A 23,996-nucleotide genomic window follows, 5' to 3' on the forward strand; every position below is an offset into this window, starting at 1 on the left:
CCCGACATCCATCAACGGCACCGCGTTGGAAAACCCTTCCCCTTGCCCGTCAAGAGCAAGGGGATGCCCCAACCGCAGCTGGGCACGGCAGGTGCACACCTCAACAGTAGGCCGCAGAAGGCTTCCACGGGCAGCGGTCGTAGACGGTTGCCCGAATGCACCCCGGCCACCCGTATGCATCTGGTATGCGCCGATCGGGTGGCCTTCAATCGCTATTCCGCTGTGGGAAGCGCAACTTCGGCCGCCGCGTCCGGTCCCTGTTCCAGCAGGACGTTGAAGCCCTCCTCGTTCAGGACGGGCACTTTGACCTGCATTGCCTTGTCATATTTCGACCCGGGATTGTCACCTACGACCACGAAGGATGTCTTCTTCGAAACGGAACCGGTTACTTTCGCTCCGCGGCTCTGCAGTGCCTCCTTCGCCCCGTCGCGGGTGAAGTGCTCGAGAGTGCCGGTGACCACTACGGTCAGCCCTTCGAGCGGGCGCGGGCCCTCGTCCTCCCCCGAGCTCTCCTCCTCCATGCGCACGCCCGCGGCACGCCACTTGCGGAGGATCTCCTGGTGCCACTCCTCGGCGAACCATTCCTTGAGGGAGGCGGCGATGATTCCGCCCACGCCGTCGGTGTTCGCCAGTTCCTCCTCGGTGGCCTGCTCGATGCGCTCGACCGACCGGAACTCGCGGGCCAGCGCCTCGGCGGCGACCGGGCCGACGTGACGGATCGACAGGCCCGTGAGGATGCGCGCGAGCGGGCGCTCCTTGGCCGCGGCGATGTTCTCCAGCATGGCAACCGCGTTCTTCTTCGGCTCGCCCTGCTGGTTGGCGAAGACCGTGACGACCTTCTCCTCGCCGGTCCTCGGGTCGCGCTTGGGCAGCCCGCTGTCCTGGTCGAGGACGTACGCCTTGATGGGCAGCAGCTGCTCGATCGTGAGGTCGAACAGGTCACCCTCGTCCACCAGGGGCGGGTCCTCGGGCTCCAGCGGCTTGGTGAGGGCGGCCGCGGCGACATAGCCGAAGTGCTCGATGTCCAGCGCCTTGCGGCCCGCCAGATAGAACAGCCGCTCGCGCAACTGGGCCGGGCAGGTGCGGGCGTTGGGGCAGCGCAGATCGACGTCGCCCTCCTTCATCGGCCGAAGCGCCGTACCGCACTCGGGGCACTCGGCCGGCATCACGAACTCGCGCTCGCTGCCGTCGCGCAGGTCGACGACCGGGCCGAGGATCTCCGGAATGACGTCACCGGCCTTGCGCAGCACCACGGTGTCGCCGATGAGGACGCCCTTGGCCTTGACGACGTCCTGGTTGTGCAGGGTGGCGAACTCGACCTCGGAGCCGGCCACCGTGACCGGTTCGACCTGGGCGTACGGAGTGACCCGGCCCGTGCGGCCCACGCCCACGCGGATGTTGATGAGCTTGGTGTTGACCTCCTCCGGCGCGTACTTGTACGCGATCGCCCAGCGCGGGGCGCGGGAGGTGGAGCCGAGCCGCCCCTGGAGCGGGATCTCGTCCAGCTTGACGACCACTCCGTCGATCTCGTGCTCCACGGAGTGGCGGTGCTCGCCGTAGTGCGCGATGAATTCCCGTACGCCGTCGAGGCCGTCGACCACCTTGTTGTGCCGGGAGGTGGGCAGGCCCCAGGTCTTCAGGAGGTCGTAGGCCTGGGAGAGGCGGGTGAGGCCCTCGAAGCCCTCCAGGGCGCCGATGCCGTGGACGACCATGTGGAGCGGGCGGGTGGCGGTGACGCGGGGGTCCTTCTGGCGCAGTGAACCGGCCGCCGCGTTGCGCGGGTTGGCGAAGGGCTTGTCTCCGGCCTCGACCAGGCGGGCGTTGAGCTCCTCGAACTTCTCCATCGGGAAGTAGACCTCGCCGCGGATCTCCACGAGGTCGGGGACGCGGTCACCGGCCAGCCTGTCCGGAATCTCCGCGATCGTACGGACATTGGGGGTGATGTCCTCGCCGGTGCGGCCGTCGCCGCGGGTCGCGGCGCGCGTGAGACGGCCCCGCTCGTAGGTGAGGTTGACGGCGAGGCCGTCGACCTTGAGCTCGCACAGGAGGTGGTAGCCGGGCCCGCCGACGTCCCTGGCGACGCGCTCGGCCCAGGCGGCCAGCTCCTCGTCGCTGAAGGCGTTGTCCAGGGAGAGCATGCGGGAGCGGTGCTCGACGGAAGTGAACTCCGTCTCGTAGGCCCCCGCGACCTTCTGGGTCGGCGAGTCCGGCGTGCGCAGCTCGGAGTACTCCTCCTCCAGCGCCTCCAGCGAGCGCAGGAGCTTGTCGAACTCCGCGTCGCTGATGACCGGAGCGTCCTTCACGTAGTACCGGAAGCGGTGCTCCTCGATCTGCTCAGCGAGCTTCGCGTGCTTCTCCCGCGCCTCGGCGGGCACCGTCGTCTCCGCTTGCTTGTCGCCGGCCACCGTGTTGTCCTCCCGTTACTCTGGGTTGTCCGCGAGGGATCTCGCCGCCCGGACGCAGTGGGCGAGTGCCCTGCGTGCGTAGTCCGGGGAGGCCCCCGCGAGTCCGCACGACGGCGTGAGCGTGACCGCCTCCGCGAGAAGACCCGGTTGCAGCCCCAGCCTGCGCCACAGCGTCCTGACACCCATGACGCTACCGGCAGGGTCTGACAATGGGCCGTCCGTGCCCGGTACGACACCTGCGAAGAGCCGGGTACCCGCTTCCACCGCCTCTCCGATCGTGTCGTCGTCACGCTCGGTGAGGAGCGAGAAGTCGAAGGAGACCGCCGCCGCGCCTGCCCTGCGCAGGAGGGCGAACGGGACGTCCGGTGCGCAGGAGTGGACCACGGTGGGGCCGTCGCTGTGAACCCCGACGACGTCGCGGAGGGAGGCCTCGACGAGCTGGCGGTCGACGGCGCGGTGGGTGCGGTAGCCGCTGGCGGTCTTCACCCGGCCGCGCAGAACGGCCGTGAGGGAGGGTTCGTCGAGCTGGAGGACGAGGTGGGCGCCGGGGATGCGGCGGTGCAGCTCGGCGAGGTGCAGGCGAAGGCCCTCGGTGAGGGAGGCGGCGAGGTCGCGGCAGGCGCCGGGGTCGGAGAGGGCCGCCTCGCCGTTCTTCAGCTCCAGGGCGGCGGCGAGGGTCCAGGGGCCGACCGCCTGCACCTTGAGCGGGCCCTCGTACCCCTGCGTGAACTCCTCGATCGCGTCGAGGTCCTCGCCGAGCCATGACCTGGCCCGCTTGGTGTCCCGGCCCGGGCGGTCGCCGATGCGCCAGCCGCTGGGTTCCACGCGGGCGTACAGCTCGACGAGCATTCCCGCGGTTCTGCCGATCATGTCGGCGCCGGGGCCGCGGGCGGGCAGTTCGGGCAGGTGGGGGAAGTCCTCGAAGGTCCCGGTGACGGTTTTCGCCGCCTCACGGGCGTCGCCGCCGGGCATGGATCCGATGCCGGTGGCTGGGCCGAAGGAAAGGTCTGCGTTCACACATGAAGCCTATGTTTTTCGCCCCCGCCGCCCCTACCCGTCCCGGGGGCCGGCCCCCGGACCCCCGCTCCTCAAACGCCGGAGGGGCTGGATTCGGCGCAGCCACCTCAGTCCGTCCGGCGTTTGAGGACGCGGCCGTTCAGGCCGAAGCAGGGGTCTGGGGGCGGCAGCCCCCAGGGGACGGGAACGGGAAGGGGCGGCGGGGGCGAAAACCGTCCGTCAGCGGCCCGGGCGGACCGTCAGGTCGTTGATTTCCGCGTCCCGCGGCAGATCCACCGCCAGCAGGATCGTCGTCGCGACCGACTCCGGGTCGATCCACTTCGACGCGTCGTACTCCTTGCCCTCCTGCTGATGGACCTTGGCCTGCATGGGGCTGGCCGTGCGGCCGGGATAGACCGACGTGACCCGGACGCCGTTGCCGTGCTCCTCGTGCCGCAACGAGTCCGCCAGTGCCTTCAGACCGTGCTTCGAGGCCGCGTACGCGGACCAGTCGGCATGGGCGTTCAGGCCCGCTCCGGAGTTGACGAACACCACATGGCCGCGGGCGGCGCGGAGTTGGGGCAGGAAGTGGCGGGTCAGCTCGGCCGGGGCGATCAGGTTGACGTTGAGCTGGTGGCGCCAGGTCTTGGGCGTCAGCTCGCCGACCGGCCCGAGGTCGACCACACCCGCGATGTGGAGCAGGGAGTCCACCCGGTCCGGCAGCGTCTGGTGCGAGAAGGCCCAGGACAGCTTGTCCGGGTCGGCCAGGTCGCCGACCAGCGTCCTCGCACCGGGAAACTCCGCCGCGAGTTCCTTCGCGCGGCCCGCGTCGCGCGCGTGCAGGACGAGTTCGTCCCCGCGCGCGTGGAGGCGGCGGGCGACGGCCGCGCCGATGCCGGAGCCCGCTCCGGTGATCACATGGGTAGCCATGCCCGCCATGCTCGCACCCGCAGGCATCCGCGCAGCGCCCCGCCCCGCCTCACTCGATGCCCTGGCTCTCCTCCAGGTAGGCCAGCGCACCCACCGGCTCCTCCGCGAAGAACACCAGGTCGGTGAGGGGCCGGGGCAGGAACCCCTCGTCCTCCATGCGCCGGAACTGCTCCTTGAGGCCGTCGTAGAAGCCCGCGGTGTTGAGCAGGACGACCGGCTTGTCGGTGTGGCCGTGCTTCTTCAGCTCCAGGATCTCGGTGGCCTCGTCCAGGGTTCCCGTCCCGCCGACCATGACGACCACCGCGTCGGCCTTCTCCAGGAGCAGCTTCTTCCGCTCGGCGAGGTCACGGGCGATCACCATCTCGTCCGCACCCTGCCGCGCCTTGGCCGCCAGGAAGTCCACGGAGACCCCGCACAGCCGTCCTCCGGCCTCCTGCACTCCGTCGGCGACCACCTTCATCAGGCCGACGTCCGAACCGCCCCACACCAGCGTGTGCCCGCCCTTGCCCAGCAGTTTCGCGAACTCGCGCGCGGGGCGCGTGTAACGGTCGTCGAGGTCGGCGGCGGAGAGGAAGACGCAGATACGCATGCCCTCACCGTACGCGGGAAGAAAGGGGCCTTGGCGAATGCTTCTCCGGTATGGCCGAAGGACACACGATCACCATCGAGCAAAGTGACCGGCACGTGCGCGTGGTGCACGGCGAGCAGATCCTGGCGGAGAGCGAACGGGCCCTCGTCCTCAGGGAGACGGGCTGTCCGCCGCGGTACTACCTCCCCGCCGAGGACGTACGGCTGGAGCTGCTGACCCCGTCGGACACCCACACCTACTGCCCGTTCAAGGGCACCGCGAGCTACTGGTCGCTGCCGGACGCGGCGGACCTGGTGTGGTCCTATCCCGAGCCCAAGCCCGAGGTCGCCCAGATCAAGGACCACCTCTGCTTCTACGAAGTCGAGGTGTCGTGAACAAGGTCGTGAACGAGGTCTTCAGCGCGTAAGGGCGATTATTTCCCCGCCTTGGGGCAGTCTCCACAGGCATGGACAAGAAGACCATTTCGCACGACGGCACCTCTCTCGCCTATCAACGCACCGGTCAGGGGCCCGCGGTCATCCTCGTCAGCGGAGCGATGTCGACGGGCGCCACCGTGGCGCCCCTCACCGGGCCGCTCGCCGGTCGTTTCAGCGTCGTCTCCTACGACCGCCGGGGCCGCGGCGAGAGCGGCGACACCCAGCCGTACGCGGTGGCCCGCGAGGTGGAGGATCTCGCCGCGCTCATCGACGCGGTGGGCGGCGAGGCCTCGCTGTACGGCATCTCTTCGGGCGGCGCGCTGGTCCTGGAGGCGGCCGCGAGCGGGCTGCCGGTCCGCCGGGTCGCCGTGTACGAGGTGCCGTTCGCGGTGTACGAGGGCGGCGCGAAGGAGCGCGCCGAGTACACCGAGCGGCTCGAGGAGGCGCTCGGGCAGGGCCGGCGCGGGGACGCGGTCGAGCTGTTCCTCAGGCTCACCGGGCTGGCCGAGGAGATGATCCAGAGCGCCCGCAACTCCCCCATGTGGTCCGGCATGGAGGCGATCGCGCCGAGCCTGGCGTACGACAACGCCGTGATGGGAGACGGTCTGGTGCCGCGGGACCGGCTGGCCGGGATCGATGTGCCCGTGCTGTCCCTTGCGGGCAGCGCAAGCCCCGCCTGGATGCGCGAGGCCGCCCGGGCCGTGGCCGAAACCGCACCCCAGGGGACGTACCGGGTCCTGGAGGGACAGACCCACATGGTGGACCCGAACGTCCTCGCGCCGGTGCTGGCGGAGTTCTTCTAGACGGGCGCGCGCCCACGCCGAGTTCCGCACCCGGCGCGCCGGTCCGATGCCCCTGCTCATCCATCCGGTGAGCAGGGGGCGGTGCGGTGGTGCTGCTCTCACTCCAGGGGAGAGCACGACCGTCCGCGACGCGCTCGTCACTGGAGACGGTCAGCCGACCGAAGTCGTCGTCCTCGCGCGCGTGGTCGTCGCGATCGTCGCCGAGCCCACCACGCGCGTGCCGTCGTACAGCACGATCGCCTGGCCGGGGGCGACCCCGCGGACGGGCTCCGCGAAGGAGACCTCCAGGGTGCCGTCGACCAGTTCGGCGGTGACCTCGGTCTCGCCGCCGTGGGCGCGCAGTTGGGCGGTGTAGCTGCCGGGGCCGGACGGTGCGGTACCGCACCAGCGGGGCTTGATCGCGGTCAGGGCGGTCACGTCCAGGGCGTCGGCCGGGCCGACCGTCACCGTGTTGTTCACCGGCGAGATGTCCAGGACGTAGCGCGGCTTGCCGTCGGGTGCGGGGGTGCCGATGCGCAGACCCTTGCGCTGGCCGATGGTGAAGCCGTACGCGCCCTCGTGGGTGCCCAGCTTGGCGCCGGACTCGTCGACGATGTCGCCCTCGGCCTTGCCGAGCCGGTTCGCCAGGAAGCCCTGGGTGTCGCCGTCGGCGATGAAGCAGATGTCGTGCGAGTCGGGCTTCTTCGCGACCGCGAGACCGCGGCGCTCGGCCTCGGCACGGATCTCGTCCTTGGTCGTCACCGTGTCACCGAGCGGGAAGAGGGCGTGCGCCAGCTGCCTCTCGTCCAGGACGCCGAGGACGTACGACTGGTCCTTGGCCATGTCGGAGGCGCGGTGCAGCTCGCGGGTGCCGTCCTCGTTCACGATCACCTGGGCGTAGTGGCCGGTGCAGACGGCGTCGAAGCCGAGCGCGAGGGCCTTGTCGAGCAGGGCGGCGAACTTGATCTTCTCGTTGCAGCGCAGACAGGGGTTCGGGGTGCGGCCGGCCTCGTACTCGGCGACGAAGTCCTCGACCACGTCCTCGCGGAAGCGGTCGGCGAGGTCCCAGACGTAGAACGGGATGCCGATGACGTCGGCGGCGCGGCGGGCGTCCCGCGAGTCCTCGATGGTGCAACAGCCACGCGCGCCCGTGCGGAAGGACTGCGGGTTCGCGGAGAGCGCGAGGTGGACGCCGGTCACGTCGTGGCCGGCCTCCGCGGCGCGGGCGGCGGCGACGGCGGAGTCCACTCCGCCGGACATGGCGGCGAGTACGCGAAGGGGGCGGGGGCGCTGCGAGGTGTCAGTCATAGCCCTTCAAGAGTACGGGGGCGCGGGAACCGGAGCCCACGAGTATCCGTTGGTGATCACATGGGGGCGAGCAGGAGTGACTCGGACCGGCGGATCGGCCGCCGCGCGCTGCTGGTGGGCGGGGCGGCGGCCGCGGTCGGCACGGCGGTGCTGGCGCGCGGGGAGCTGTCGCACCTGTGGTGGCGGCTGCCGGGGGTGGAGAAGCCTCGCACCCCGGGCGCGGTCGACTTCCGGGGTGCGCAGTGGGTGGCGGCCTCCCCGGCGAACTACCGGCGGGCCGACCGGCCGGACGACTACGCGATAGACCGGGTGATCATCCATGTCACCCAGGGCGACTTCGCGAGCGCGGTCAAGGCCTTCCAGGACCCGGACTACAAGGCCGCGGCCCACTACATAGTCCGCAAGGACGGACACGTCACCCAGATGATCCGCGAGCTGGACGTGGCGTTCCAGGCGGGCAACCGCGAGTACAACGAACGCGGTGTCGGCATCGAGCACGAGGGCTTCGTGGAGGACAGATCGTCCTTCACGGACGCGATGTACGCGTCCTCGGCACGGCTGACCGCGGGGATCTGCAGGCGGTACGGCATACCCGTCGACCGGGAGCACATCATCGGGCATGTGGAGGTGCCGGGGACGGACCACACCGATCCGGGGCGGTACTGGGACTGGGACCGGTACATGGGGCTGGTGCGGTCGGTGAGGACAGCGAAGTCGTAGAAGACGACGAAGCCGGCGGCGCTTCTCAGGTGAGTCCGGCGGCTCGAGCTCGCTCGACCGCCGGGCCGATCGCCTTCGCCAGGGCCTCGACGTCGGCCTCGGTGGAGGTGTGGCCGAGGGAGAAGCGCAGGGTGCCGCGGGCCAGGTCGGGGTCGGTTCCGGTGGCCAGCAGGACATGGCTGGGCTGGGCGACGCCCGCGGTGCAGGCGGAGCCGGTGGAGCACTCGATGCCCTGCGCGTCGAGGAGCAGCAGCAAGGAGTCGCCCTCGCAGCCCGGGAAGGTGAAGTGGGCGTTGGCCGGGAGGCGGTCCACCGGGTCGCCGCCCAGGATCGCGTCCGGGACCGCCGTACGGACGGCCTCGACCAGGCTGTCGCGCAGGGCGCCGATCTCTCGCGCGAACCACTCGCGTTGCTCGGCGGCGAGCCGTCCGGCCACCGCGAAGGAGGCGACGGCGGGGACGTCGAGGGTGCCGGAGCGGACATGGCGCTCCTGGCCGCCGCCGTGCAGGACCGGTACGGGGGTGTACTCGCGGCCGAGGACCAGCGCGCCGATGCCGTACGGGCCGCCGATCTTGTGCCCGGAGACCGTCATCGCGGCGAGTCCCGAGGCGGCGAAGTCGACCGGGACCTGCCCGAAGGCCTGGACAGCGTCGGCGTGCAGCGGGATGCCGGACTCCCGTGCCACATCGGCCAGTTCACGGACCGGCATGACCGTGCCGATCTCGTTGTTCGCCCACATCACGGTGGCCAGGGCCACGTCGTCGGGGTTGCGGGCGATCGCCTCGCGCAACGCCTCGGGGTGCACCCGTCCGTACGGGTCGACCGGGAGGTACTCGACGGTGGCGCCCTCGTGTTCGCCGAGCCAGTGCACGGCGTCGAGCACGGCGTGGTGCTCCACGGGGCTGGCGAGGACGCGGGTGCGGGCGGGGTCGGCGTCGCGGCGGGACCAGTACAGGCCCTTCACGGCGAGGTTGTCGGCCTCGGTGCCGCCGGAGGTGAGAACGACCTCGCTGGGGCGGGCGCCGAGCGCCTCCGCAAGGGTCTCGCGGGCCTCCTCGACGGTACGACGGGCCTGCCGGCCGGAGGCATGGAGGGAGGAGGCGTTGCCCGTGACGCTCAGCTGGGCGGTCATCGCCTCGACTGCCTCGGGGAGCATCGGGGTGGTCGCGGCGTGGTCGAGGTAAGCCATGGTGGGGCCGATTCTACGGCGCCCCCGTCGCCGGCCGTACGTCCGGACCGGGCGGTTCGGCGACCGGGCCCCGTCGTCCTCGGGGAGGTCGGCCGTTCGTCATGGTGTTCCCCGGGCTCACAGGCTCCACGAAACGGTGTTGGACATCTGCATGGCGATCACCAGGACCACCAGGTCGGCCACACCGAGGGCCATACCCAGGTAGGCGCGGCCACGCCGGGCGGTGCCGCGCCAGAGGGCGACGGCGGCCAGGACGATGGCGACGGGGCCGAGGAAGACGTTCAGCACGAGGAGGCCGAGAAGGCCGAGGATGAAGGACGCGACGGCCATGCCGTCGGCGTCGCGGGCGGGCTTGCGGGCGGTGGTGTCGGTGCGGCTCGTGGCCGGGGCGGTGAGTTGCATCGTGCTCAGCTCCAGGAGGCAGAAAGTCGGACGTCGGGTCGGGCGGCCGGCTCGGCGGTCAGTTGGCCGAGGTGCGGCGGCTGTGGCGCTCGCGGGCGGCGAAGATGCCGAGCCAGACGGCGATGCCGACGGCCACGAGAGCGGTGACGGTCAGCGGCGCGTGGGCCACGGTGCCCAGGACGACGCCGAGCAGCATGAGTGCGGCGACGAGGAACAGCATGGGATTCGATCCCCCTCCGTGCGCCCCGTGAGGGCGCCTCTGGTTAAGTTTCGGTGAACGGTTGTAGTAACACTTGTTCACTGACTACAGAGTCTAGCGCGCCGGACGGCTTTCCAAATCCGGAGAACAGTTGTTAACTGGATGACATGAGTCACACCCTCGGTATCCGGCAGGCCCAGAAGCAGAAGACCCGTCAGGCGCTCCTGGACGCGGCGCTCGGTCTGCTGGAGGAGCAGAGCCTGAGCAGCCTGGGCCTGCGCGAGGTCACGCGCGCCGTGGGCGTCGCCCCGACCGCCTTCTACCGCCACTTCCGCTCCATTGCGGATCTCGGCGTGGCCCTGGTCGAGGAGGCGCTGGGCAGCCTGCACCCGATGATCCGGACGACGGTGTCCGCGGCCGACTCCAGTGAGGAACGCATAGCGCGCGCCATCGAGTTGATCGCCGGCCATGTGGACGGGTACCCCGCCCATGTCCGTTTCATCGCCCGCGAGCGGCATGGCGGCGTCCAGCCGGTGCGGGACGCCATCCGGGACCAACTGGCCCGGTTCGCCGAGGAGGTGAAGGGCGAGCTCGCCAAGGACCCGGAGTCCGAGGGCTGGAGCGACGACGACCTGCTCATGCTGGCCCATCTGTACGTGGACCAGATGCTGATCACCGCCTCGCTGTTCCTGGAGGCCCTGGAGGGCACCGAGGAGGACCGGGAGCGCGTGGCGCAGGTGGCGACCCGTCAGATGCGGCTGATCAGCATCGGGCGGCACCACTGGCGGGACTGAGCCCGGGCAGCCCGAAGGGGCGGCACCCCGTTCACCGGGAGTGCCGCCCCTTTGCCGTACGGCGTCCGAGGTCAGTTCTTGGTGGCCTGCGCGGTGGGGGCACCGCCGGGTGCGGCACCGCCGCCGGGGCCACCCTGACCGCCGCAGCCGCCGCCCTGGCCGCCTCCGCCGGGGCCGCCCTGACCGCCACCCGCCGCCGCACCGGCGGTGGGCGCACCGCTCGGCATGCCCGAGGGAGTGCCGGAGGGCCTGGCGGTGGCGTTGCCGGTGGGGGCACCCGAGGGGGCGCCGCTCGGGCGCCCGGAGGCGTTGCCGGTCGGTGCCTGACAGGCCTGCTGCCGGCCGGAGCTGCCGCTGTCCGAGGACGACGACGAGTCGCCCGAGCCGCAGGCCGCCAGGACCAGAGGCGAGAGCGCCAGCAGGGCCACTGCGGGGACGAGACGCACACGCTTCATGAGAAACAACTCCAAGGAAGATGAGGGCAGATGAGGGGTCCTCGAGTGCGGGAACTCAATCAACGGCGCTTAGGGCTTCCTTGGGGGCGGTCTGTCCCCGGCCTGTGAGTCAGGTAAAGCGGATCTCAGGAGACCGCGCTGACCTGCGGCTTCACCAACCGCTCTCGTCTACTCGCTGGTACAGGTCCGTGACAGAGGCGGCCGCGGCGGCCAGCTCGGCGCGTACCTCGGGCGGCGAGAGGACCTCCACGCGGTCGGCGAACTGCAGCAGCTGGCGCGCCTGGCCCACGGCGCCGTACGAGAGCCGCGCGGTCACCCACTCGCCCTCGCCGTCGTCCTCGGGGAGTTCGGCGAGCTGCGCGGCGTGCAGGCGCAGGAACATGTCGAGGCGGTCGCGCCGGACGCGCACGGTGACGTCGAGCCCGCCGGGACGCTCCTCGACCTGGCGGCGCAACACCTCCCAGACATCGGCGAGTTCGACACCCGGCCGCCGCTTCACCCCGTCCTCGAGGACGGTGGCGGACCGCACCCGGTCGGCGCGGAAGAGCTGCGGTTTCGCGCGCCGGTCGGCGACGAGGTACCAGATGCCCGCCTTCGACACGAGCCCGTACGGGTCGACGGTGTACGTCCGCGCCTCCTGCGCCCCGCTGTGCCGGTAGCGCAGCCGCAGCCGGCGGTCGGCGAAGACGGCGTCCTGCAGGGTGTCCAGGTCGACGGCGGGCTGCGGACCGCCCTTCCAGCGGGTGGCGTCGACGAGGATGCGACGGGAGGTCACCTCGGCGGCGGGGCGGTACGGCGCCGGCAGCGCGGCCATCACCTTGCGCAGCGCCGAGCCGAGCGCCGCGTCCAGGCCGAGTGCGGCGTGTGCGCCCTGGGCGGCGAGGATGAACAGGGCGCGGGACTCGTCGGCGGTCAGGCCCGTGACGTCCGTACGGAACCCGGCGAGCAGTTCGATGCCGCCGTGCCGCCCGCGCTCGGCGTAGACCGGCACACCGGAAGCGGACAGCGCCTCGATGTCCCGGTAGATGGTCCGTACCGACACCTCCAGCCGGTCGGCGAGTTCATGCGCGGGGACGCGGCCGCGGGTCTGCAGGAGCAGCAGGATCGAGAGCAGTCGGTCGGACTTCACGGCACCAGAATCGCGCCACGCGAAGGTCTCCGGCAAATGTTGACGGAAGCTGTCAGGTTATGCGGGGACTCTCTGACCCGAGCCCTTCAGAGAGAGGTCCCCATGAACGCCATGAACGCCATCGACCCCCGCCCCGTGTACACCCGCGCCACCGAGCAGGCGGCGGCGCTCATCAAGACGGTACGTCCCGAGCAGTTGGCCGGACCGACTCCCTGTACCGAGTTCGACGTGCGCACGCTGCTCAGCCACATGGTCGGCGGCACCCTGCGCATCGCGGTGGTCGGCGAGGGCGGCGACGGGCTCGCGGTGCACCCGTTCGTGGACGGCGTGGCCGACGAGGACTGGACGGCCGTGTACGACGAGGTCCGTACCCGGGTGCTCAAGGCCTGGGCGGGCGACGAGCGCATGGAGGCCCCGGTGCGCGTTCCCTGGGGTGAGGTGCCGGGTCGTGCGGCGCTGTCGGGCTACGTGATGGAACTGGTCACCCACACGTGGGACCTCTCCGAGTCCCTGGGCCACCCCGTCGAACTCGACCCGGAGCTGGCCGAGTTCGCCCTCGCCACCGCGCGCCGCGTGCTGCCCGATCCGCAGCGCGACGAGCAGACTCCCTTCGCCGACGTCCTGTCGGCCCCTGAAGGAGCCGACGCCTACCGCCAGTTGGCCGCCTGGCTCGGCCGGTCTCCGCTCAACCGAGCCTGACCGCCTACTACCGTCCGCTTTTCGATCTCGCCCCCGCCGCCCCTTCCCTTCCCGTCCCCGGGGCTCCGCCCCCAGACCCCCGTTCGGCCTGAACGGCCTCGTCCTCAAACGCCGGACGGGCTGAAAGACCAAGGCCCGCCCGGCGAAACATCAGCCCCTCCGGCGTTTGAGGAGCGACCGCACCCGCGGAGCGCCCCGCTCAGCCGAGCCTCACGCGGGCCAGTTGGCGGGACTGGGCCACCAGGCGGTCGTTGGTGTCCCAGACCTCCGCGTCCTCCTCCAGGAAGCCGCCGGCCAGGTTGCGGGTGGTGATCGAGACGCGGAGGGGGCCGGGGGCCGGGCGGGCGCGGACGTGGACCGTGAGTTCCACCGTGGGCACCCAGCCCTTCAGGCCGAGTTCGAAGGCGGTGGGCGGGAGTGCGTCCACCGCCAGGAGGAGGGAGAGCGGGTCGGCGTCCCGGCCGTCCGCCAGGCCGAACCAGGCGCGCATCTCGCCCTTGCCGGACGGTGCGCCGACCGCCCAGCCGAGGGTGGCGGGGTCGAGCTTGATCATCAGGCGGTCGGCGATCGCGGAGCTGCCGGTGACGGGGGCCGGCCCGTCCTGGGGGCCGAAGCACTCGTCCATGGGTGGCAACTCCGGCGGGGCGGCCGTCGTCCGCACGTCGTCCGGCAGTGCGTCCAGGTCGCCGTAGGAGGCGAGGACACGGATGCGTTCCACCTCGCGGCCCTGCTCGTCGTACTGGAAGAGCGAGGCCTGGCCGGTGGACAGGGTGCGGCCGGTGCGGACGACGTCGGTGCGGACGACCGCCGGGCCCGGTTGGGACGCCGTCAGATAGTGCGCCGAGATCGTGAACGGGTCGGCGTGCGGCAGGGCGTCCGCGAGGGCGCGGCCCAGGACGGCCAGCAGATAGCCGCCGTTGACGGCGTTGATGATGGTCCAGCCGGCGGAGAGGTCGATGTCGTACACGCCAGGGGCGCGCTGGACGAGCGCGGTGTCCCGGTCGAACTCGCTGTCACCGATGGCGGCCCTGGTGGCCTGCGCGGAAGCTGCTTCTGGCATGTCTGAACCGTACAACGAGAAATTACTAAGCGGTAGCTTTCCATGTTACGGGCTCATGACACATTCCTTCGGCCGCCGTCCTCCCGGGTGAGGTTCCGGCAATTTCTTGGTAAGTGTCCGCACTCGTCCTCAACCCCGCGGCGCCTCTCCCCCTCTATGGGGACATGAGCCTCACCGGGACTCCGTTCCTCTACACGCTGATCGTGCTGTTCGCGATCGCCCTGATACTGCCGCTCGTCCTGTGGACGCGGATGCGCGGGCCAAAGGCCGTGCGCATGGCGGCCCGGGTGCTGATGCTGCTGTTCGCCCAGGGGACGGCGGTCGCGCTGGTATTCGTCTTCATCAACAACGCGAACAACCTCTACGACAACTGGGCCGACCTGCTCGGCACGGGCAACCATGTGCAGCAGGCGGCCGACCTCGGTGCCGACGGCACCGGCGGAATAGCGCTGAAACGGTTGCCCAAGGTGAAGCAGGAGTTCACCCCGGCCACCGGCCCGGGCATGCGCGGTGTGCGCCAGACCGAGCTCAAGGGCCGTGTCTCCGGCGTGAACGCCGAGGTCTATGTGTGGCTGCCGCCGCAGTACGACGAGCCCGCCTACCGCAACCACAACTTCCCCGTGGTCGAGCTGCTCCCCGGCTACCCTGGTTCGGCGAAGGCGTGGTTCGGGTCGATGAAGGTGACCCAGCAGCTGGCCCCGCTCATGCGCAGCGGACAGGTCGCGCCGTTCATCCTGGTCGCCCCGCGCACCAACCTGCTGGCCGGTGTGGACACGGGCTGCGCGAACATTCCGGGCCAGGTCAACGCCGACAGCTGGCTCAGCATCGACGTACCGAAGATGGTCACGGACAACTTCCGCGCCCAGCCGGGCCCCAAGGGCTGGGCGGTCGCCGGGTACTCGGCCGGGGCGCACTGCGCGGTCAAGCTGGCCGTCGCGCACCCGAACCGCTACATGGCCGCGATCAGCATGTCCGGCTACAACGACCCGATCGGCGAACGCAACTCGCTCGCCGCGCAGAACCCGACGGTCCGGGCCGAGAACAACCCCTTCCTGCTGCTGAAGAAGGCGCCCACCCCGCCCCGGATCGCGCTGTACATTTCAGGCCAGCCGCACGACGGCTACGAGGCCGGTGTCGGCCTCGAACAGATCGCGAAGGCGCCGACGACCGTGCATGTCGTCTTCATCCCGAAGAGCGCGGGCGGCCACACCATGGCGCTGTGGCGTCCGCAGGTCGTCCCGTCGTTCCGCTGGCTCTCCGTGGAGATGGGCCAGCACCACGGTCGGGCGCGGAACACTACTCCTCCCGCACGGTCGACCGGCGGTTCCACGCACGCGGCGCTCGCCAGTGGTACTTCATCGCAAGCAGGCGCAACACGAAGGCGGTGACGACCGCCAGTCCGCTGGTGAAGGGGGTCAGGGCGTCGTAGCGGAGGCACAGGACGGCCATGGTGGAGCCGACCATCGCTGGGACCGCGTACAGATCGCGGTCCCAGCGCAGCAGTGACGGCACCTCGTTGGCGAGGACGTCCCTGAGCACACCGCCCCCGACGGCGGTGGCGAGACCGAGGGTCGCGGACTGGGTGAGGCCGAGACCGTACTCGTACGCCTTGATCGTTCCGGCCACGCAGAACAGACCGAGGCCGGCCGCGTCGAAGACGTTGACGGCGACCTGGATGCGCTCGACGTGCGGGTGCAGGAAGACGACCATGAGGGCGGCGAGGAGCGGGGTGATGAAGTAGCCCAGGTCCGTGAAGGCGGCCGGGGGCACCGCCCCGATGATCAGGTCCCGGAACAGCCCTCCGCCCAGCGCGGTGACCTCGGCGAGCACGGCGATGCCGAAGACGTCGAAGTTCTTGCGGACGGCCAGCAGCGCGCCGGAGATGGCGAACACGAAGATGCCGACGAGGTCGAGCGTGTGCTGGACGGAGGGGCTGAACAGTTGCTGGAGCACCCCACATTCTTACTCGGGGGCTCTCACGGTCCTCACAGGGCCGGTTTGCCGGTGGTGTAGATCCACTTCTGGAACAGGTCGTCGAGGTTCTGCCCGGAGATCTTCTCGGCGAGCGCGATGAACTGCCCGGTGTTCGCGTTGCCGTAGCGGTGGATCCTCGTCCAGGTCGGCAGCAGCTTGAAGAACGCCTTGTCGCCGATGCGTTCACGCAGCGCCTGGAGGGCCATCGCGCCGCGCTGGTAGACCGCGGAGGCGAACATGGTGTCGCGCTGCGGGTCGGCGACGGTGATCTGCCAGAACGGGTTGTCGGCGGCCCGCGAGTTGTATGCGGCCAGGTAGGAGTCGTGGGCGCTGCGGGTGCCCTGGTGCTCGGCCCACAGCCACTGGGCGTAGGTGGCGAAGCCCTCGTTGAGCCAGATGTCCTTCCAGCGCTCGACCGAGACCGAGTCGCCGAACCACTGGTGGGCGAGTTCGTGCACGATCGTCGTCTCGTTGCGCACGGCCGAGTACGCCGGCTTGCTCTGCACCTCCAGCGAGAACCCGGCCTGGGGCATGTCGTCGACGATCGCGCCGGTCTCCTCGAAGGGGTACGGCCCGAAGACCTGCGACCAGTAGTCGGTGGCCGCCGCGGTGACGGCGTACACGTCGACGGTGTTGCTGTTCGCGAGCACCGGGTCGATGGCGACGTAGATCGGGATCCCGGAAGGCGTGGTGCCGGTCTTCACGTCGAACTTCCCGATGGTGGCGGTCGCCAGGTAGGTCGCCATGGGCTTCGACTCGCGCCAGTGGGTGTACGTCGAGCCGTCCTTGTCGTACGTGGAGACGAGACGGCCGTTGGAGACGCCGGTCAGGCCCTGGGGCGCCTTGATACGGATGTCGTACGTGGCCTTGTCGTCGGGGTGGTCGCTGGACGGGAACCAGGTGGAGGCGGCGTTGGGTTCGCAGGCGACGAAGACGCCGTCGGGTGTCTTCATCCAGCCGTAGTCGGAGCCGAAGACGATGGGGCCGTTGAGGGGTTGAGGGACGCCGCCGTAGGTGACGGTGACCTTGAAGGTGTGCCCCTTGGGGAGCACTCCCTTCGGCGTGATGGGCAGTTCGTCGCCGTCCCGAGTGAACTCGGCGCGTCTGCCGTTCACTTCGACCCCGGTGACCTCCAGCTTCTGCAGGTCCAGATCGAAGGAGGAGAGGGTCTGGGTGGCGCGGGCGGTGAGCGTCGTACGGCCGTCGAGGCGGTCGGTGTCGGGGTTGTACGCCACGTCGAGGTCGTAGTGGCGGGCGTCGAAGCCGCCGTTGCCGAGGTCGGGGAAGTAGGTGTCGCCGATGCCGGGAGCGCCCGGAGTGGGGGCGGAGGAAGCGGCGATGACAAGGAAGGAGGCCGCCGCGGTCGCGACAGCCCCTAAGCGTGCCGAACGGGAGAGTGCCATGAGTGGGAGCCCCTTCGGTGCGTAGTCCGATCAGACGGATACGCCCGACTCTGCAGGCCCCTGCACCGACATGTACATGACTTTACCAAGTCGTCATGCGCTAACCGGAGGTTGACTCCTGTCCGCACACGAACTGCCCCGGCAGTCCGTTCGGACTGCCGGGGCAGTTCGCCCTGACGGATCTCGGTCTACTTCTCGCCGGTGGTTTCCGGGTTTCCGGACTCCGCGGCGGGCTCCGCCGCCGCGGGCTCCGCCACTGCCGATTCGGCCTCGGCCTCGGCCTCGATCTCGGCGACCTCAGCCGCCACCGCCGCCGACGTCTCCGCCGACTCCGCGAGCACCTCGTCCGCGACCAGCTCGGCCGCCTCCTTGGCGACCGTCAGCAGGACGGTGTCCTGCGGGGCCTGGTCCTCGAAGTTCTCCGGGTGGTGGCAGGCGACCTGCTGGCCGGGCTTGAGCTCGACGAGCTTCGGCTCGGTCGTCTTGCAGATCTGCGTCGCCTTCCAGCACCGGGTGTGGAAGCGGCAGCCGCTCGGCGGGGAGATCGGCGAGGGCACGTCGCCCTTGAGCAGGATGCGCTCGCTCTTGGCGTTCTTGCGCCGCGGGTCCGGGATCGGCACCGCCGACATCAGCGCCTTGGTGTACGGGTGCATCGGCGCCTTGTACAGCGACTCCCGGTCGGCCAGCTCCACGATCTTGCCGAGGTACATCACCGCGATCCGGTCCGAGACGTGCCGGACGACGGAGAGGTCGTGCGCGATGATCACGTACGTCAGGCCCAGCTCCTGCTGGAGGTCGTCCAGCAGGTTGACGACCTGCGCCTGGATCGACACGTCCAGCGCGGACACCGGCTCGTCCGCCACGACCAGCTTCGGGTTCAGGGCGAGCGCACGGGCGATGCCGATGCGCTGGCGCTGACCGCCGGAGAACTCGTGCGGATAGCGGTTGTAGTGCTCGGGGTTGAGGCCGACCACCGACAGCAGCCGCTGCACTTCCTTCTTGATGCCGCCCTCGGGCTCGACGCCCTGCAGCCGGAAGGGAGCGCCGACGATCGTGCCGATGGTGTGGCGCGGGTTCAGCGAGGAGTACGGGTCCTGGAAGATCATCTGCACATCGCGGCGCAGCGGACGCATGCCGCTCACCCCGAGGTGCGTGATGTCCTTGCCCTCGAACTCGACCTTGCCGCCGGTCGGTTCGAGCAGCCGGGTGATCAGCCGGCCCATCGTCGACTTGCCGCAGCCGGACTCGCCCACGACACCGAGGGTCTCGCCGGCCTTGACCTCGAAGTCGATGCCGTCGACCGCGTGCACGGCGCCGACCTGCCGCTGGAGCAGGCCCTTCTTGATCGGGAAGTGCTTCTGGAGCCCGGTCACCTTCAGCAGGGTCTCGCCGGGGGCGGCGTCCTTGGTGAGGGTGGCACCGTCGCTCTTCGCGGGAGTGGTCACTTTGTCCTCGCTCACAGCTTCGGCGCAATCTCTTCGGTCCAGATACGCTCCCGCTGCTCCTGCGTCATGTGGCAGGCGGCCCAGTGCTGGCTGCCGACCTCGGTCAGCTCGGGGCGGACCGTGCGGGTGACGTTGTCCTTCGGGATGTCCGCGTACGGGCAGCGCGGGTTGAAGGCGCAGCCGGACGGGACGTTGATCAGGGAGGGCGGGGAGCCCTTCACCGGGATCAGGCGCTCCTGCTGCTCCCGGTCCAGGCGCGGCATCGAGCCGAGCAGGCCCCAGGTGTAGGGGTGGCGGGGCTCGTAGAACACCTTCTCCGCCGGACCCCGCTCGACGCAGCGGCCGCCGTACATCACCAGGATGTCGTCGGCGAGCTCGGCGACGACGCCCAGGTCGTGGGTGATGATGATGACCGCGGAGCCGAACTCCTTCTGCAGATCCCGGATCAGGTCGAGGATCTGCGCCTGGACGGTCACGTCCAGGGCGGTCGTCGGCTCGTCCGCGATGAGCAGCTCGGGGTTGTTGACCAGCGACATCGCGATCATCGCGCGCTGGCGCATACCACCGGAGAACTCGTGCGGGTAGCTGTCGACGCGCTTGTCCGGCTGCGGGATGCCCACCCGGTCCAGCATCTCGACCGCGCGCTTCTTCGCGGTCTTCTTGTCGACGTCGTGGTGGATGCGGTAGGCCTCCACGATCTGCTGCCCGATCGTGTAGTACGGGTGCAGCGCGGACAGCGGATCCTGGAAGATCATCGCCATCTGGCGGCCGCGCAGCTTGCGCACCTCGTCCGGGTCGGCGGTCAGCAGCTCGGTGCCGTCCAGCCAGATCTCACCGGAGATCTGCGCCTTGCGCTTGCCGTACTGACCGGCCGTGTGCAGACCCATGATGCCGAGCGAGGTCACCGACTTGCCGGAACCCGACTCGCCCACGATGCCGAGGGTCTTGCCCTTCTCCAGCTTGAAGGAGAGCCCGTCGACGGACTTGACCAGGCCGTCGTCGGTGGGGAAGTGCACCTTCAGGTCGCGCACTTCCAGGAAGGAGGTCGGGGCGGGCGAGGTGCCCGTGGGCTCGCCCACGGCCGCTCCGCTCTTGCTCAGTTCCGTCATGCGAGCCTCACTCGGGGGTCGATCACGGCGTACAGGACGTCGACCACGAGGTTGGCGATCAGCACCGCGAGAGAAGTGATCAGGGTGACGCCCAGAATGATGGGCAGGTCCTGGTTCTTGATGGCGGTCAGCACCGCCTGGCCGAGGCCCGGCAGGCTGAACGTCGTCTCGGTCAGGATCGCGCCGCCGATGAGGGCGCCGAGGTCCATGCCGAGCATGGTCAGGATGGGCGTCATCGTGGAGCGCATGGCGTGCTTGCCGATGACGACCTGCTCCTTGAGGCCCTTCGCACGGGCCGTGCGGATGTAGTCCTCGCCGAGGATCTCCAGCATGGTGGCGCGGGTGATCCGGGCGTACATCGCCGCATAGAGGAACGCGAGGGTGATCCAGGGCAGGATCATGCCGCCGAGGTAGCCGGACACGCTCTGGCTGAGCGGCACGTACTTGCCGTCCATCCATTTCAGTCCGAAGACGAAGATGGCGGAGGCCAGCAGGCCGGTGAAGTAGATCGGCAGGGACACACCGCTGAGGGCGACGACCATGGCACCGCGGTCCCAGAGGCTGCCCCGCTTGAGCGCGGAGAGCACACCGGCCGCGACACCGAAGACCAGCCACAGGACGGCGGCACCGAGCGCGAGACCCAGGGTCACCGGGAAGCGGTCGGTCAGCACCGGCCAGACAGCCTGCTCGCTGCGGAAGGAGTAGCCGAAGCACGGCGCGGAGCAGTGGGTGATGTCGCCGCCGGCCGCGTAGGTGCGGCCCACGAAGATGCCCTTGAAGAAGTGCCAGACCTGAACGAAGATCGGGTCGCTCAGACCCAGCTTCGTCCGCACCGCCTCCACCGCCGCGGGGTCGGCCTGCTTGCCCACGAAGCTCGTGGCGATGTCCACGCCCGCCCACTTGGGGACGAGGAAGAAGATGCTGAAGACCACCAGGATGGTGACCACCAGCATCACTGCGGCGGCGAACAGCCGCCTGATGAGATAAGCGAGCACAGCTAACGGCCCGCCGCGGGGCCGCGGGCCGCCGGAGGTCGTCCGGTGGCCCGCGGTCCCGCCGCGCCGGCCTTCACCTGCCTTTCGTGCCGTACGGCGGGTGTGCCGGGATTACTTCGAGGACTTCAGACCGATGTTGACGAAGTCGTAGTAGCCGCTGTAGGCGTTCGTCGTGTACACGTTGCCGATCCGCGAGGAACGCCAGTTCAGGAGCCGCTCGAAGGTGAAGGGCAGGTAGTACGCGCCCTCGCTCACCTTGTGGTTGATCTCCGTGGCGATCTGGGTCTTCTTCGCCTCGTTCAGTTCGCCGTTGTACTGGTCGAACAGACCGTCGATCGTCTTGTCCTTGATCAGAGCGTAGTTGTTGTTGCCGCTCTGCAGGATGTAGTGGCTGCTCCACAGCGGGATGCCGTAGCCCTGGACGGTCGGGAAGTCCGGGCCCCAGCCCATGATGATGATGCCGAGCTTCTTCTTCGCCACGTTCGACGGGGAGCCGATGATGCCGGCGCTCTGCGAGCCGTCGTACTGGTAGATGTCGGCCTGGATGCCGACCTTCTTCAGCGCCGCCTGCAGGGACGTGGCCGTGGCCACCTCCTGCGTCTTGTTGTTGCGGACGGCGATGGTGGTCTTGAAGCCGTTCGGCTGGCCGCAGGCCTTCAGCGCCTGCTTGGCCAGGTCGTCGTTGCCGTTCTTGTTGGCACCGGCGATCTTGTACGGGTCGTACTTCTGGCCCTCGCCACCGGGGATCGACGGCGGGAGCATGTTGGTGCCGATGTCACCACCGGCGATCGGGCCACCGCGCGCGGTCTGCAGCGACACGTGGTCGGCGGCGTAGATCACGGCCTTGCGGCAGTCGATGTTGTCGAACGGCTTGACGCTCTGCGGGAAGACCGCGTAGCGGATGAAGCCGGAGACCGGGTTGTCCAGGTTGTCCTTGTGCTGCTTCAGGGCGATGGTGCGGCCCTGCGGGCCGAGGCCCGTCTGGCTGGCGTCGATGTCGTAGTCGCCGTTGATCAGACGCTGGTCCATGTCGCTCTGGTTGGTGGAGATGTCCAGAGTGATCTTGTCCGGGTACGCCTTGCGGACCGGGTCCGAGGACGCCTTCCACTCGGTGTTGCGCACCAGCACCAGCGACTTGCCCGGGCTGTAGGACTCGAACTTGTACGGGCCGGAGGAGAACGGCTTCAGGCCGTACTTGGACTTGGTGTCCTTGTCCTGGCGGACCGGCGAGGCGGTGACCATCGCCAGCACCTGCTTGAAGTCCGAGTTGGGCTTCGGCAGGTGGAAGACGATCGTCTTGGCGTCGGGCGTGTCGATCGCCTTCAGGCCGAGCTTGTCCTTCGAGGTGTCCTTGTAGGGACCCTTGTAGGTGTTGTTCGGGTCGAGCATCTGCTGCAGGTAGATCGGACCGCCGGACAGGACGTCCTGCGCCCAGACGCGCTCGATGCCGTACTTGATGTCCTGGGAGGTGATCGGCTTGCCGTCCTCCCAGGTGATCCCGTCACGCAGGTGGAAGGTGTAGGTCTTGCCGTCGGTCGAGACCTGACCCTCGTCCGTGGCGAGGTCGGGGGTGACCTCCGCGCCCTTGGCGCCCGGCTCGGTCTTGTAGGTGAGCAGCTGGCGGCTGTAGTAGCGCGCGAAGTCCCACATGAAGCCGTAGTAACCACGCGTGGTGTCCCACGAGTCGGCGTCCTGCGGGGTGACGAACTTCAGCGTGCCGCCCTTCTTGACCTGATCGGCCTGGGCAACCTTGTTGTTCGCCGCGTCGAAGCCGGCCGCACCCGTCTTCGAACCGCCGCTGTCGCTGCCGCCGCCGCACGCCGCCATGGTCAGCATGCCGGCGACCGCGGCAGCAGCGGCCAACGCCTGCTTGCGCCGCCCTGAGGTGCGTTGGGTAGTCACGATCTCGGTTCCTCCGGTTTTGATGAGAGACCCCGTGGGAGTGCTCACGGGACGCTTGGGGTACGGCAGTTCAGCGCGATCCCTTCGGGTCGAGCGCGTCCCGCACGCCGTCGCCGAAGAGGTTGAAGGCCAGAACGGTGATGAAGATCGCCACGCCGGGGACCACCATGTACATGGGGTCCGAGTCGTAGTAGTCGATCGCGGTCGAGAGCATCTGCCCCCAGGAGGACGTGGGGGGCTTGACGCCCACGCCCAGGAAGCTGAGTGCCGCCTCGGTGAGGATGTTGGTGGGGATCATCATCGTCGTGTAGACGATGATCGGGGCGACGAGGTTGGGCAGCAGTTCCTTGAACAGGATGTAGAACCGCCCGGCACCCAGCGATCGGGCCGCCTCGACGTACTCGCGCTCGCGCAGCGAGAGGGTCTGGCCGCGCACCACGCGTCCGATGTAGGGCCAGCCGAAGAAGCCGATGACCAGGATCATCACGAACACGCGCACGCTGGAGCCGCTCAGGCCGAGCATCTCGTTCGGCATGACGGAGACCAGCGCGATGATGAAGAGCAGCTGCGGGAAGGCCAGCAGGCCGTCCATGACGCGGCTGATGACCGAGTCGACCCAGCCGCCGAAGAAGCCGGCCAGGATGCCGAGGATCGTGCCGAGCACGACGGCGACGATCGCGGACAGGAAGCCGACCAGGAGAGAGATCCGGGCGCCGTAGAGGATGCGCGCGAAGATGTCGCGGCCGTTGACCGGCTCGACGCCCAGCCAGTGGTCGCCGCTGATGCCGCCGAGCGACCCCTTGGGGGTGCTGAACAGCGGGTCGATCAGGCTCTCGTGGTAGACGTCGGGGTCCTGCCCGTAGAGGCTGGTGATCACCGGTGCGAGCAGCGCCACCACGACGAGTACGAGCACGACGATGCCGCCTGTGAGGGCGAGCTTGTCCCTCTTCAGGCGCTCCCAGGCGATCCGGCCCAGGGAACGCCCCTGTACGGCCTTGTCGCCCGCGGTGGCGACCGCCGCTTCCTCGGCCGCGCTGGGGGCTGCTTCCGCGGTCGGCTCGTGCAATGGTGCCGTCATCAGGCAGGGACCCCTCT

The 23,996-nt window shown here is 69.6% G+C and carries 24 protein-coding genes; 6 read left to right on the top strand and 18 right to left on the bottom strand.

The annotated features are described in order from the left end of the window. Positions 1–212: 212 nt before the first annotated feature. From ligA to ACIBW9_RS31370, 4 genes are all read right to left on the bottom strand, one after another. Entirely contained in the window at positions 213–2,405 is a 2,193-nt protein-coding gene (gene ligA, locus ACIBW9_RS31355; RefSeq protein ID WP_398960389.1) for an NAD-dependent DNA ligase LigA, read from the bottom strand. Between the two features lie 15 nt (positions 2,406–2,420). Continuing rightward, the gene (locus tag ACIBW9_RS31360) at positions 2,421–3,422 is read right to left on the bottom strand and encodes a methionine synthase (protein WP_398960390.1); all 1,002 of its coding nucleotides are present in this window, start codon (positions 3,420–3,422) and stop codon (positions 2,421–2,423) included. A 219-nt stretch (positions 3,423–3,641) separates the two neighbouring features. Then, positions 3,642–4,340, bottom strand: a complete 699-nt coding sequence (locus ACIBW9_RS31365) for an SDR family oxidoreductase (RefSeq protein WP_398960391.1) — start codon at positions 4,338–4,340, stop codon at positions 3,642–3,644. Between the two features lie 40 nt (positions 4,341–4,380). Then, the gene (locus ACIBW9_RS31370; RefSeq protein WP_398960392.1) at positions 4,381–4,920 is read right to left on the bottom strand and encodes a TIGR00730 family Rossman fold protein; all 540 of its coding nucleotides are present in this window, start codon (positions 4,918–4,920) and stop codon (positions 4,381–4,383) included. 50 nt (positions 4,921–4,970) lie between these two features. On the opposite strand from ACIBW9_RS31370, the gene ACIBW9_RS31375 reads away from it, so the two are divergent. After that, positions 4,971–5,294 carry a DUF427 domain-containing protein gene (locus ACIBW9_RS31375; RefSeq protein ID WP_398960393.1) on the top strand — a complete coding sequence of 108 codons (324 nt, stop codon included), beginning with the start codon at positions 4,971–4,973 and terminating at the stop codon, positions 5,292–5,294. A gap of 71 nt (positions 5,295–5,365) precedes the next feature. Next, positions 5,366–6,139, top strand: coding sequence for an alpha/beta fold hydrolase (locus ACIBW9_RS31380; RefSeq protein ID WP_398960394.1), 774 nt, complete (start codon positions 5,366–5,368; stop codon positions 6,137–6,139). A gap of 150 nt (positions 6,140–6,289) precedes the next feature. Here ACIBW9_RS31380 and mnmA read toward each other — a convergent pair whose 3' ends face one another. Then, positions 6,290–7,426: a tRNA 2-thiouridine(34) synthase MnmA gene (gene mnmA / locus ACIBW9_RS31385; RefSeq protein WP_398960395.1), complete on the bottom strand. Its 1,137-nt coding sequence runs from the start codon at positions 7,424–7,426 to the stop codon at positions 6,290–6,292. Positions 7,427–7,486: 60 nt separating this feature from the next. Here mnmA and ACIBW9_RS31390 point away from each other — a divergent pair, with 60 nt between their 5' ends. After that, positions 7,487–8,146: an N-acetylmuramoyl-L-alanine amidase gene (locus tag ACIBW9_RS31390; protein WP_398960396.1), complete on the top strand. Its 660-nt coding sequence runs from the start codon at positions 7,487–7,489 to the stop codon at positions 8,144–8,146. A gap of 25 nt (positions 8,147–8,171) precedes the next feature. Here ACIBW9_RS31390 and ACIBW9_RS31395 read toward each other — a convergent pair whose 3' ends face one another. The 3 genes from ACIBW9_RS31395 to ACIBW9_RS31405 form a co-directional block, all read right to left on the bottom strand. Beyond that, positions 8,172–9,335 carry a cysteine desulfurase family protein gene (locus ACIBW9_RS31395; protein WP_398960397.1) on the bottom strand — a complete coding sequence of 388 codons (1,164 nt, stop codon included), beginning with the start codon at positions 9,333–9,335 and terminating at the stop codon, positions 8,172–8,174. A gap of 117 nt (positions 9,336–9,452) precedes the next feature. After that, positions 9,453–9,737 carry a DUF4190 domain-containing protein gene (locus ACIBW9_RS31400; RefSeq protein ID WP_398960398.1) on the bottom strand — a complete coding sequence of 95 codons (285 nt, stop codon included), beginning with the start codon at positions 9,735–9,737 and terminating at the stop codon, positions 9,453–9,455. A 58-nt stretch (positions 9,738–9,795) separates the two neighbouring features. After that, positions 9,796–9,957, bottom strand: coding sequence for a hypothetical protein (locus ACIBW9_RS31405; protein ID WP_181922309.1), 162 nt, complete (start codon positions 9,955–9,957; stop codon positions 9,796–9,798). Positions 9,958–10,103: 146 nt separating this feature from the next. Between ACIBW9_RS31405 and ACIBW9_RS31410 the strand changes: the two genes are divergently transcribed. After that, complete coding sequence (locus ACIBW9_RS31410) at positions 10,104–10,730, top strand: TetR family transcriptional regulator (protein WP_398960399.1); 627 nt, start codon at positions 10,104–10,106, stop codon at positions 10,728–10,730. 71 nt (positions 10,731–10,801) lie between these two features. Here ACIBW9_RS31410 and ACIBW9_RS31415 read toward each other — a convergent pair whose 3' ends face one another. Together ACIBW9_RS31415 and ACIBW9_RS31420 are read right to left on the bottom strand one after the other, a co-directional pair. Beyond that, the gene (locus tag ACIBW9_RS31415; RefSeq protein WP_398960400.1) at positions 10,802–11,185 is read right to left on the bottom strand and encodes a hypothetical protein; all 384 of its coding nucleotides are present in this window, start codon (positions 11,183–11,185) and stop codon (positions 10,802–10,804) included. A gap of 151 nt (positions 11,186–11,336) precedes the next feature. Further along, complete coding sequence (locus ACIBW9_RS31420) at positions 11,337–12,314, bottom strand: helix-turn-helix transcriptional regulator (RefSeq protein ID WP_398960401.1); 978 nt, start codon at positions 12,312–12,314, stop codon at positions 11,337–11,339. Positions 12,315–12,416: 102 nt separating this feature from the next. Here ACIBW9_RS31420 and ACIBW9_RS31425 point away from each other — a divergent pair, with 102 nt between their 5' ends. Then, complete coding sequence (locus ACIBW9_RS31425; protein ID WP_398960402.1) at positions 12,417–13,013, top strand: TIGR03086 family metal-binding protein; 597 nt, start codon at positions 12,417–12,419, stop codon at positions 13,011–13,013. Between the two features lie 199 nt (positions 13,014–13,212). Here ACIBW9_RS31425 and ACIBW9_RS31430 read toward each other — a convergent pair whose 3' ends face one another. Continuing rightward, positions 13,213–14,073, bottom strand: coding sequence for a thioesterase family protein (locus ACIBW9_RS31430; protein ID WP_398960403.1), 861 nt, complete (start codon positions 14,071–14,073; stop codon positions 13,213–13,215). A 164-nt stretch (positions 14,074–14,237) separates the two neighbouring features. Between ACIBW9_RS31430 and ACIBW9_RS31435 the strand changes: the two genes are divergently transcribed. Beyond that, positions 14,238–15,461 (top strand): alpha/beta hydrolase, encoded by a 1,224-nt coding sequence (locus ACIBW9_RS31435; RefSeq protein ID WP_398960404.1) that lies wholly within the window; start codon positions 14,238–14,240, stop codon positions 15,459–15,461. Here ACIBW9_RS31435 and ACIBW9_RS31440 read toward each other — a convergent pair. From ACIBW9_RS31440 to ACIBW9_RS31470, 7 genes are all read right to left on the bottom strand, one after another. Beyond that, on the bottom strand, positions 15,370–16,026 hold the full coding sequence (locus ACIBW9_RS31440) for a trimeric intracellular cation channel family protein (protein WP_398960405.1): 657 nt from the start codon (positions 16,024–16,026) through the stop codon (positions 15,370–15,372). The two genes, ACIBW9_RS31435 and ACIBW9_RS31440, sit on opposite strands and share 92 nt — an antisense overlap. 32 nt (positions 16,027–16,058) lie before the next feature. After that, on the bottom strand, positions 16,059–17,450 hold the full coding sequence (locus tag ACIBW9_RS31445; RefSeq protein WP_398960406.1) for a M1 family metallopeptidase: 1,392 nt from the start codon (positions 17,448–17,450) through the stop codon (positions 16,059–16,061). A gap of 188 nt (positions 17,451–17,638) precedes the next feature. Then, positions 17,639–18,895, bottom strand: coding sequence for an ABC transporter ATP-binding protein (locus ACIBW9_RS31450; protein ID WP_398960407.1), 1,257 nt, complete (start codon positions 18,893–18,895; stop codon positions 17,639–17,641). Positions 18,896–18,906: 11 nt separating this feature from the next. Next, on the bottom strand, positions 18,907–20,004 hold the full coding sequence (locus ACIBW9_RS31455; RefSeq protein WP_398960408.1) for an ABC transporter ATP-binding protein: 1,098 nt from the start codon (positions 20,002–20,004) through the stop codon (positions 18,907–18,909). Further along, positions 20,001–20,999 carry an ABC transporter permease gene (locus tag ACIBW9_RS31460; RefSeq protein ID WP_398960409.1) on the bottom strand — a complete coding sequence of 333 codons (999 nt, stop codon included), beginning with the start codon at positions 20,997–20,999 and terminating at the stop codon, positions 20,001–20,003. The genes ACIBW9_RS31455 and ACIBW9_RS31460 overlap by 4 nt, the downstream gene beginning before the upstream one ends. 111 nt (positions 21,000–21,110) lie before the next feature. After that, positions 21,111–22,901, bottom strand: coding sequence for an ABC transporter substrate-binding protein (locus ACIBW9_RS31465; RefSeq protein WP_398960410.1), 1,791 nt, complete (start codon positions 22,899–22,901; stop codon positions 21,111–21,113). A 70-nt stretch (positions 22,902–22,971) separates the two neighbouring features. Then, positions 22,972–23,979, bottom strand: a complete 1,008-nt coding sequence (locus ACIBW9_RS31470; RefSeq protein ID WP_398960411.1) for an ABC transporter permease — start codon at positions 23,977–23,979, stop codon at positions 22,972–22,974. Between the last annotated feature and the right edge of the window lie 17 nt (positions 23,980–23,996).

This window comes from Streptomyces sp. NPDC049541, assembly GCF_044465725.1.
Taxonomy (GTDB): domain Bacteria; phylum Actinomycetota; class Actinomycetes; order Streptomycetales; family Streptomycetaceae; genus Streptomyces.

What these genes read in the sequence shown, in the direction of transcription:
- ACIBW9_RS31365 (WP_398960391.1), bottom strand. Translation starts at nt 4,340, where the DNA reads ATGGCGGGCATGGCTACCCATGTGATCACCGGAGCGGGCTCCGGCATC.
- ACIBW9_RS31370 (WP_398960392.1), bottom strand. Translation starts at nt 4,920, where the DNA reads ATGCGTATCTGCGTCTTCCTCTCCGCCGCCGACCTCGACGACCGTTAC.
- ACIBW9_RS31375 (WP_398960393.1), top strand. Translation starts at nt 4,971, where the DNA reads ATGGCCGAAGGACACACGATCACCATCGAGCAAAGTGACCGGCACGTG.
- ACIBW9_RS31380 (WP_398960394.1), top strand. Translation starts at nt 5,366, where the DNA reads ATGGACAAGAAGACCATTTCGCACGACGGCACCTCTCTCGCCTATCAA.
- mnmA (WP_398960395.1), bottom strand. Translation starts at nt 7,426, where the DNA reads ATGACTGACACCTCGCAGCGCCCCCGCCCCCTTCGCGTACTCGCCGCC.
- ACIBW9_RS31390 (WP_398960396.1), top strand. Translation starts at nt 7,487, where the DNA reads ATGGGGGCGAGCAGGAGTGACTCGGACCGGCGGATCGGCCGCCGCGCG.
- ACIBW9_RS31395 (WP_398960397.1), bottom strand. Translation starts at nt 9,335, where the DNA reads ATGGCTTACCTCGACCACGCCGCGACCACCCCGATGCTCCCCGAGGCA.
- ACIBW9_RS31400 (WP_398960398.1), bottom strand. Translation starts at nt 9,737, where the DNA reads ATGCAACTCACCGCCCCGGCCACGAGCCGCACCGACACCACCGCCCGC.
- ACIBW9_RS31405 (WP_181922309.1), bottom strand. Translation starts at nt 9,957, where the DNA reads ATGCTGTTCCTCGTCGCCGCACTCATGCTGCTCGGCGTCGTCCTGGGC.
- ACIBW9_RS31410 (WP_398960399.1), top strand. Translation starts at nt 10,104, where the DNA reads ATGAGTCACACCCTCGGTATCCGGCAGGCCCAGAAGCAGAAGACCCGT.
- ACIBW9_RS31415 (WP_398960400.1), bottom strand. Translation starts at nt 11,185, where the DNA reads ATGAAGCGTGTGCGTCTCGTCCCCGCAGTGGCCCTGCTGGCGCTCTCG.
- ACIBW9_RS31425 (WP_398960402.1), top strand. Translation starts at nt 12,417, where the DNA reads ATGAACGCCATGAACGCCATCGACCCCCGCCCCGTGTACACCCGCGCC.
- ACIBW9_RS31430 (WP_398960403.1), bottom strand. Translation starts at nt 14,073, where the DNA reads ATGCCAGAAGCAGCTTCCGCGCAGGCCACCAGGGCCGCCATCGGTGAC.
- ACIBW9_RS31435 (WP_398960404.1), top strand. Translation starts at nt 14,238, where the DNA reads ATGAGCCTCACCGGGACTCCGTTCCTCTACACGCTGATCGTGCTGTTC.
- ACIBW9_RS31445 (WP_398960406.1), bottom strand. Translation starts at nt 17,450, where the DNA reads ATGGCACTCTCCCGTTCGGCACGCTTAGGGGCTGTCGCGACCGCGGCG.
- ACIBW9_RS31455 (WP_398960408.1), bottom strand. Translation starts at nt 20,004, where the DNA reads ATGACGGAACTGAGCAAGAGCGGAGCGGCCGTGGGCGAGCCCACGGGC.
- ACIBW9_RS31470 (WP_398960411.1), bottom strand. Translation starts at nt 23,979, where the DNA reads ATGACGGCACCATTGCACGAGCCGACCGCGGAAGCAGCCCCCAGCGCG.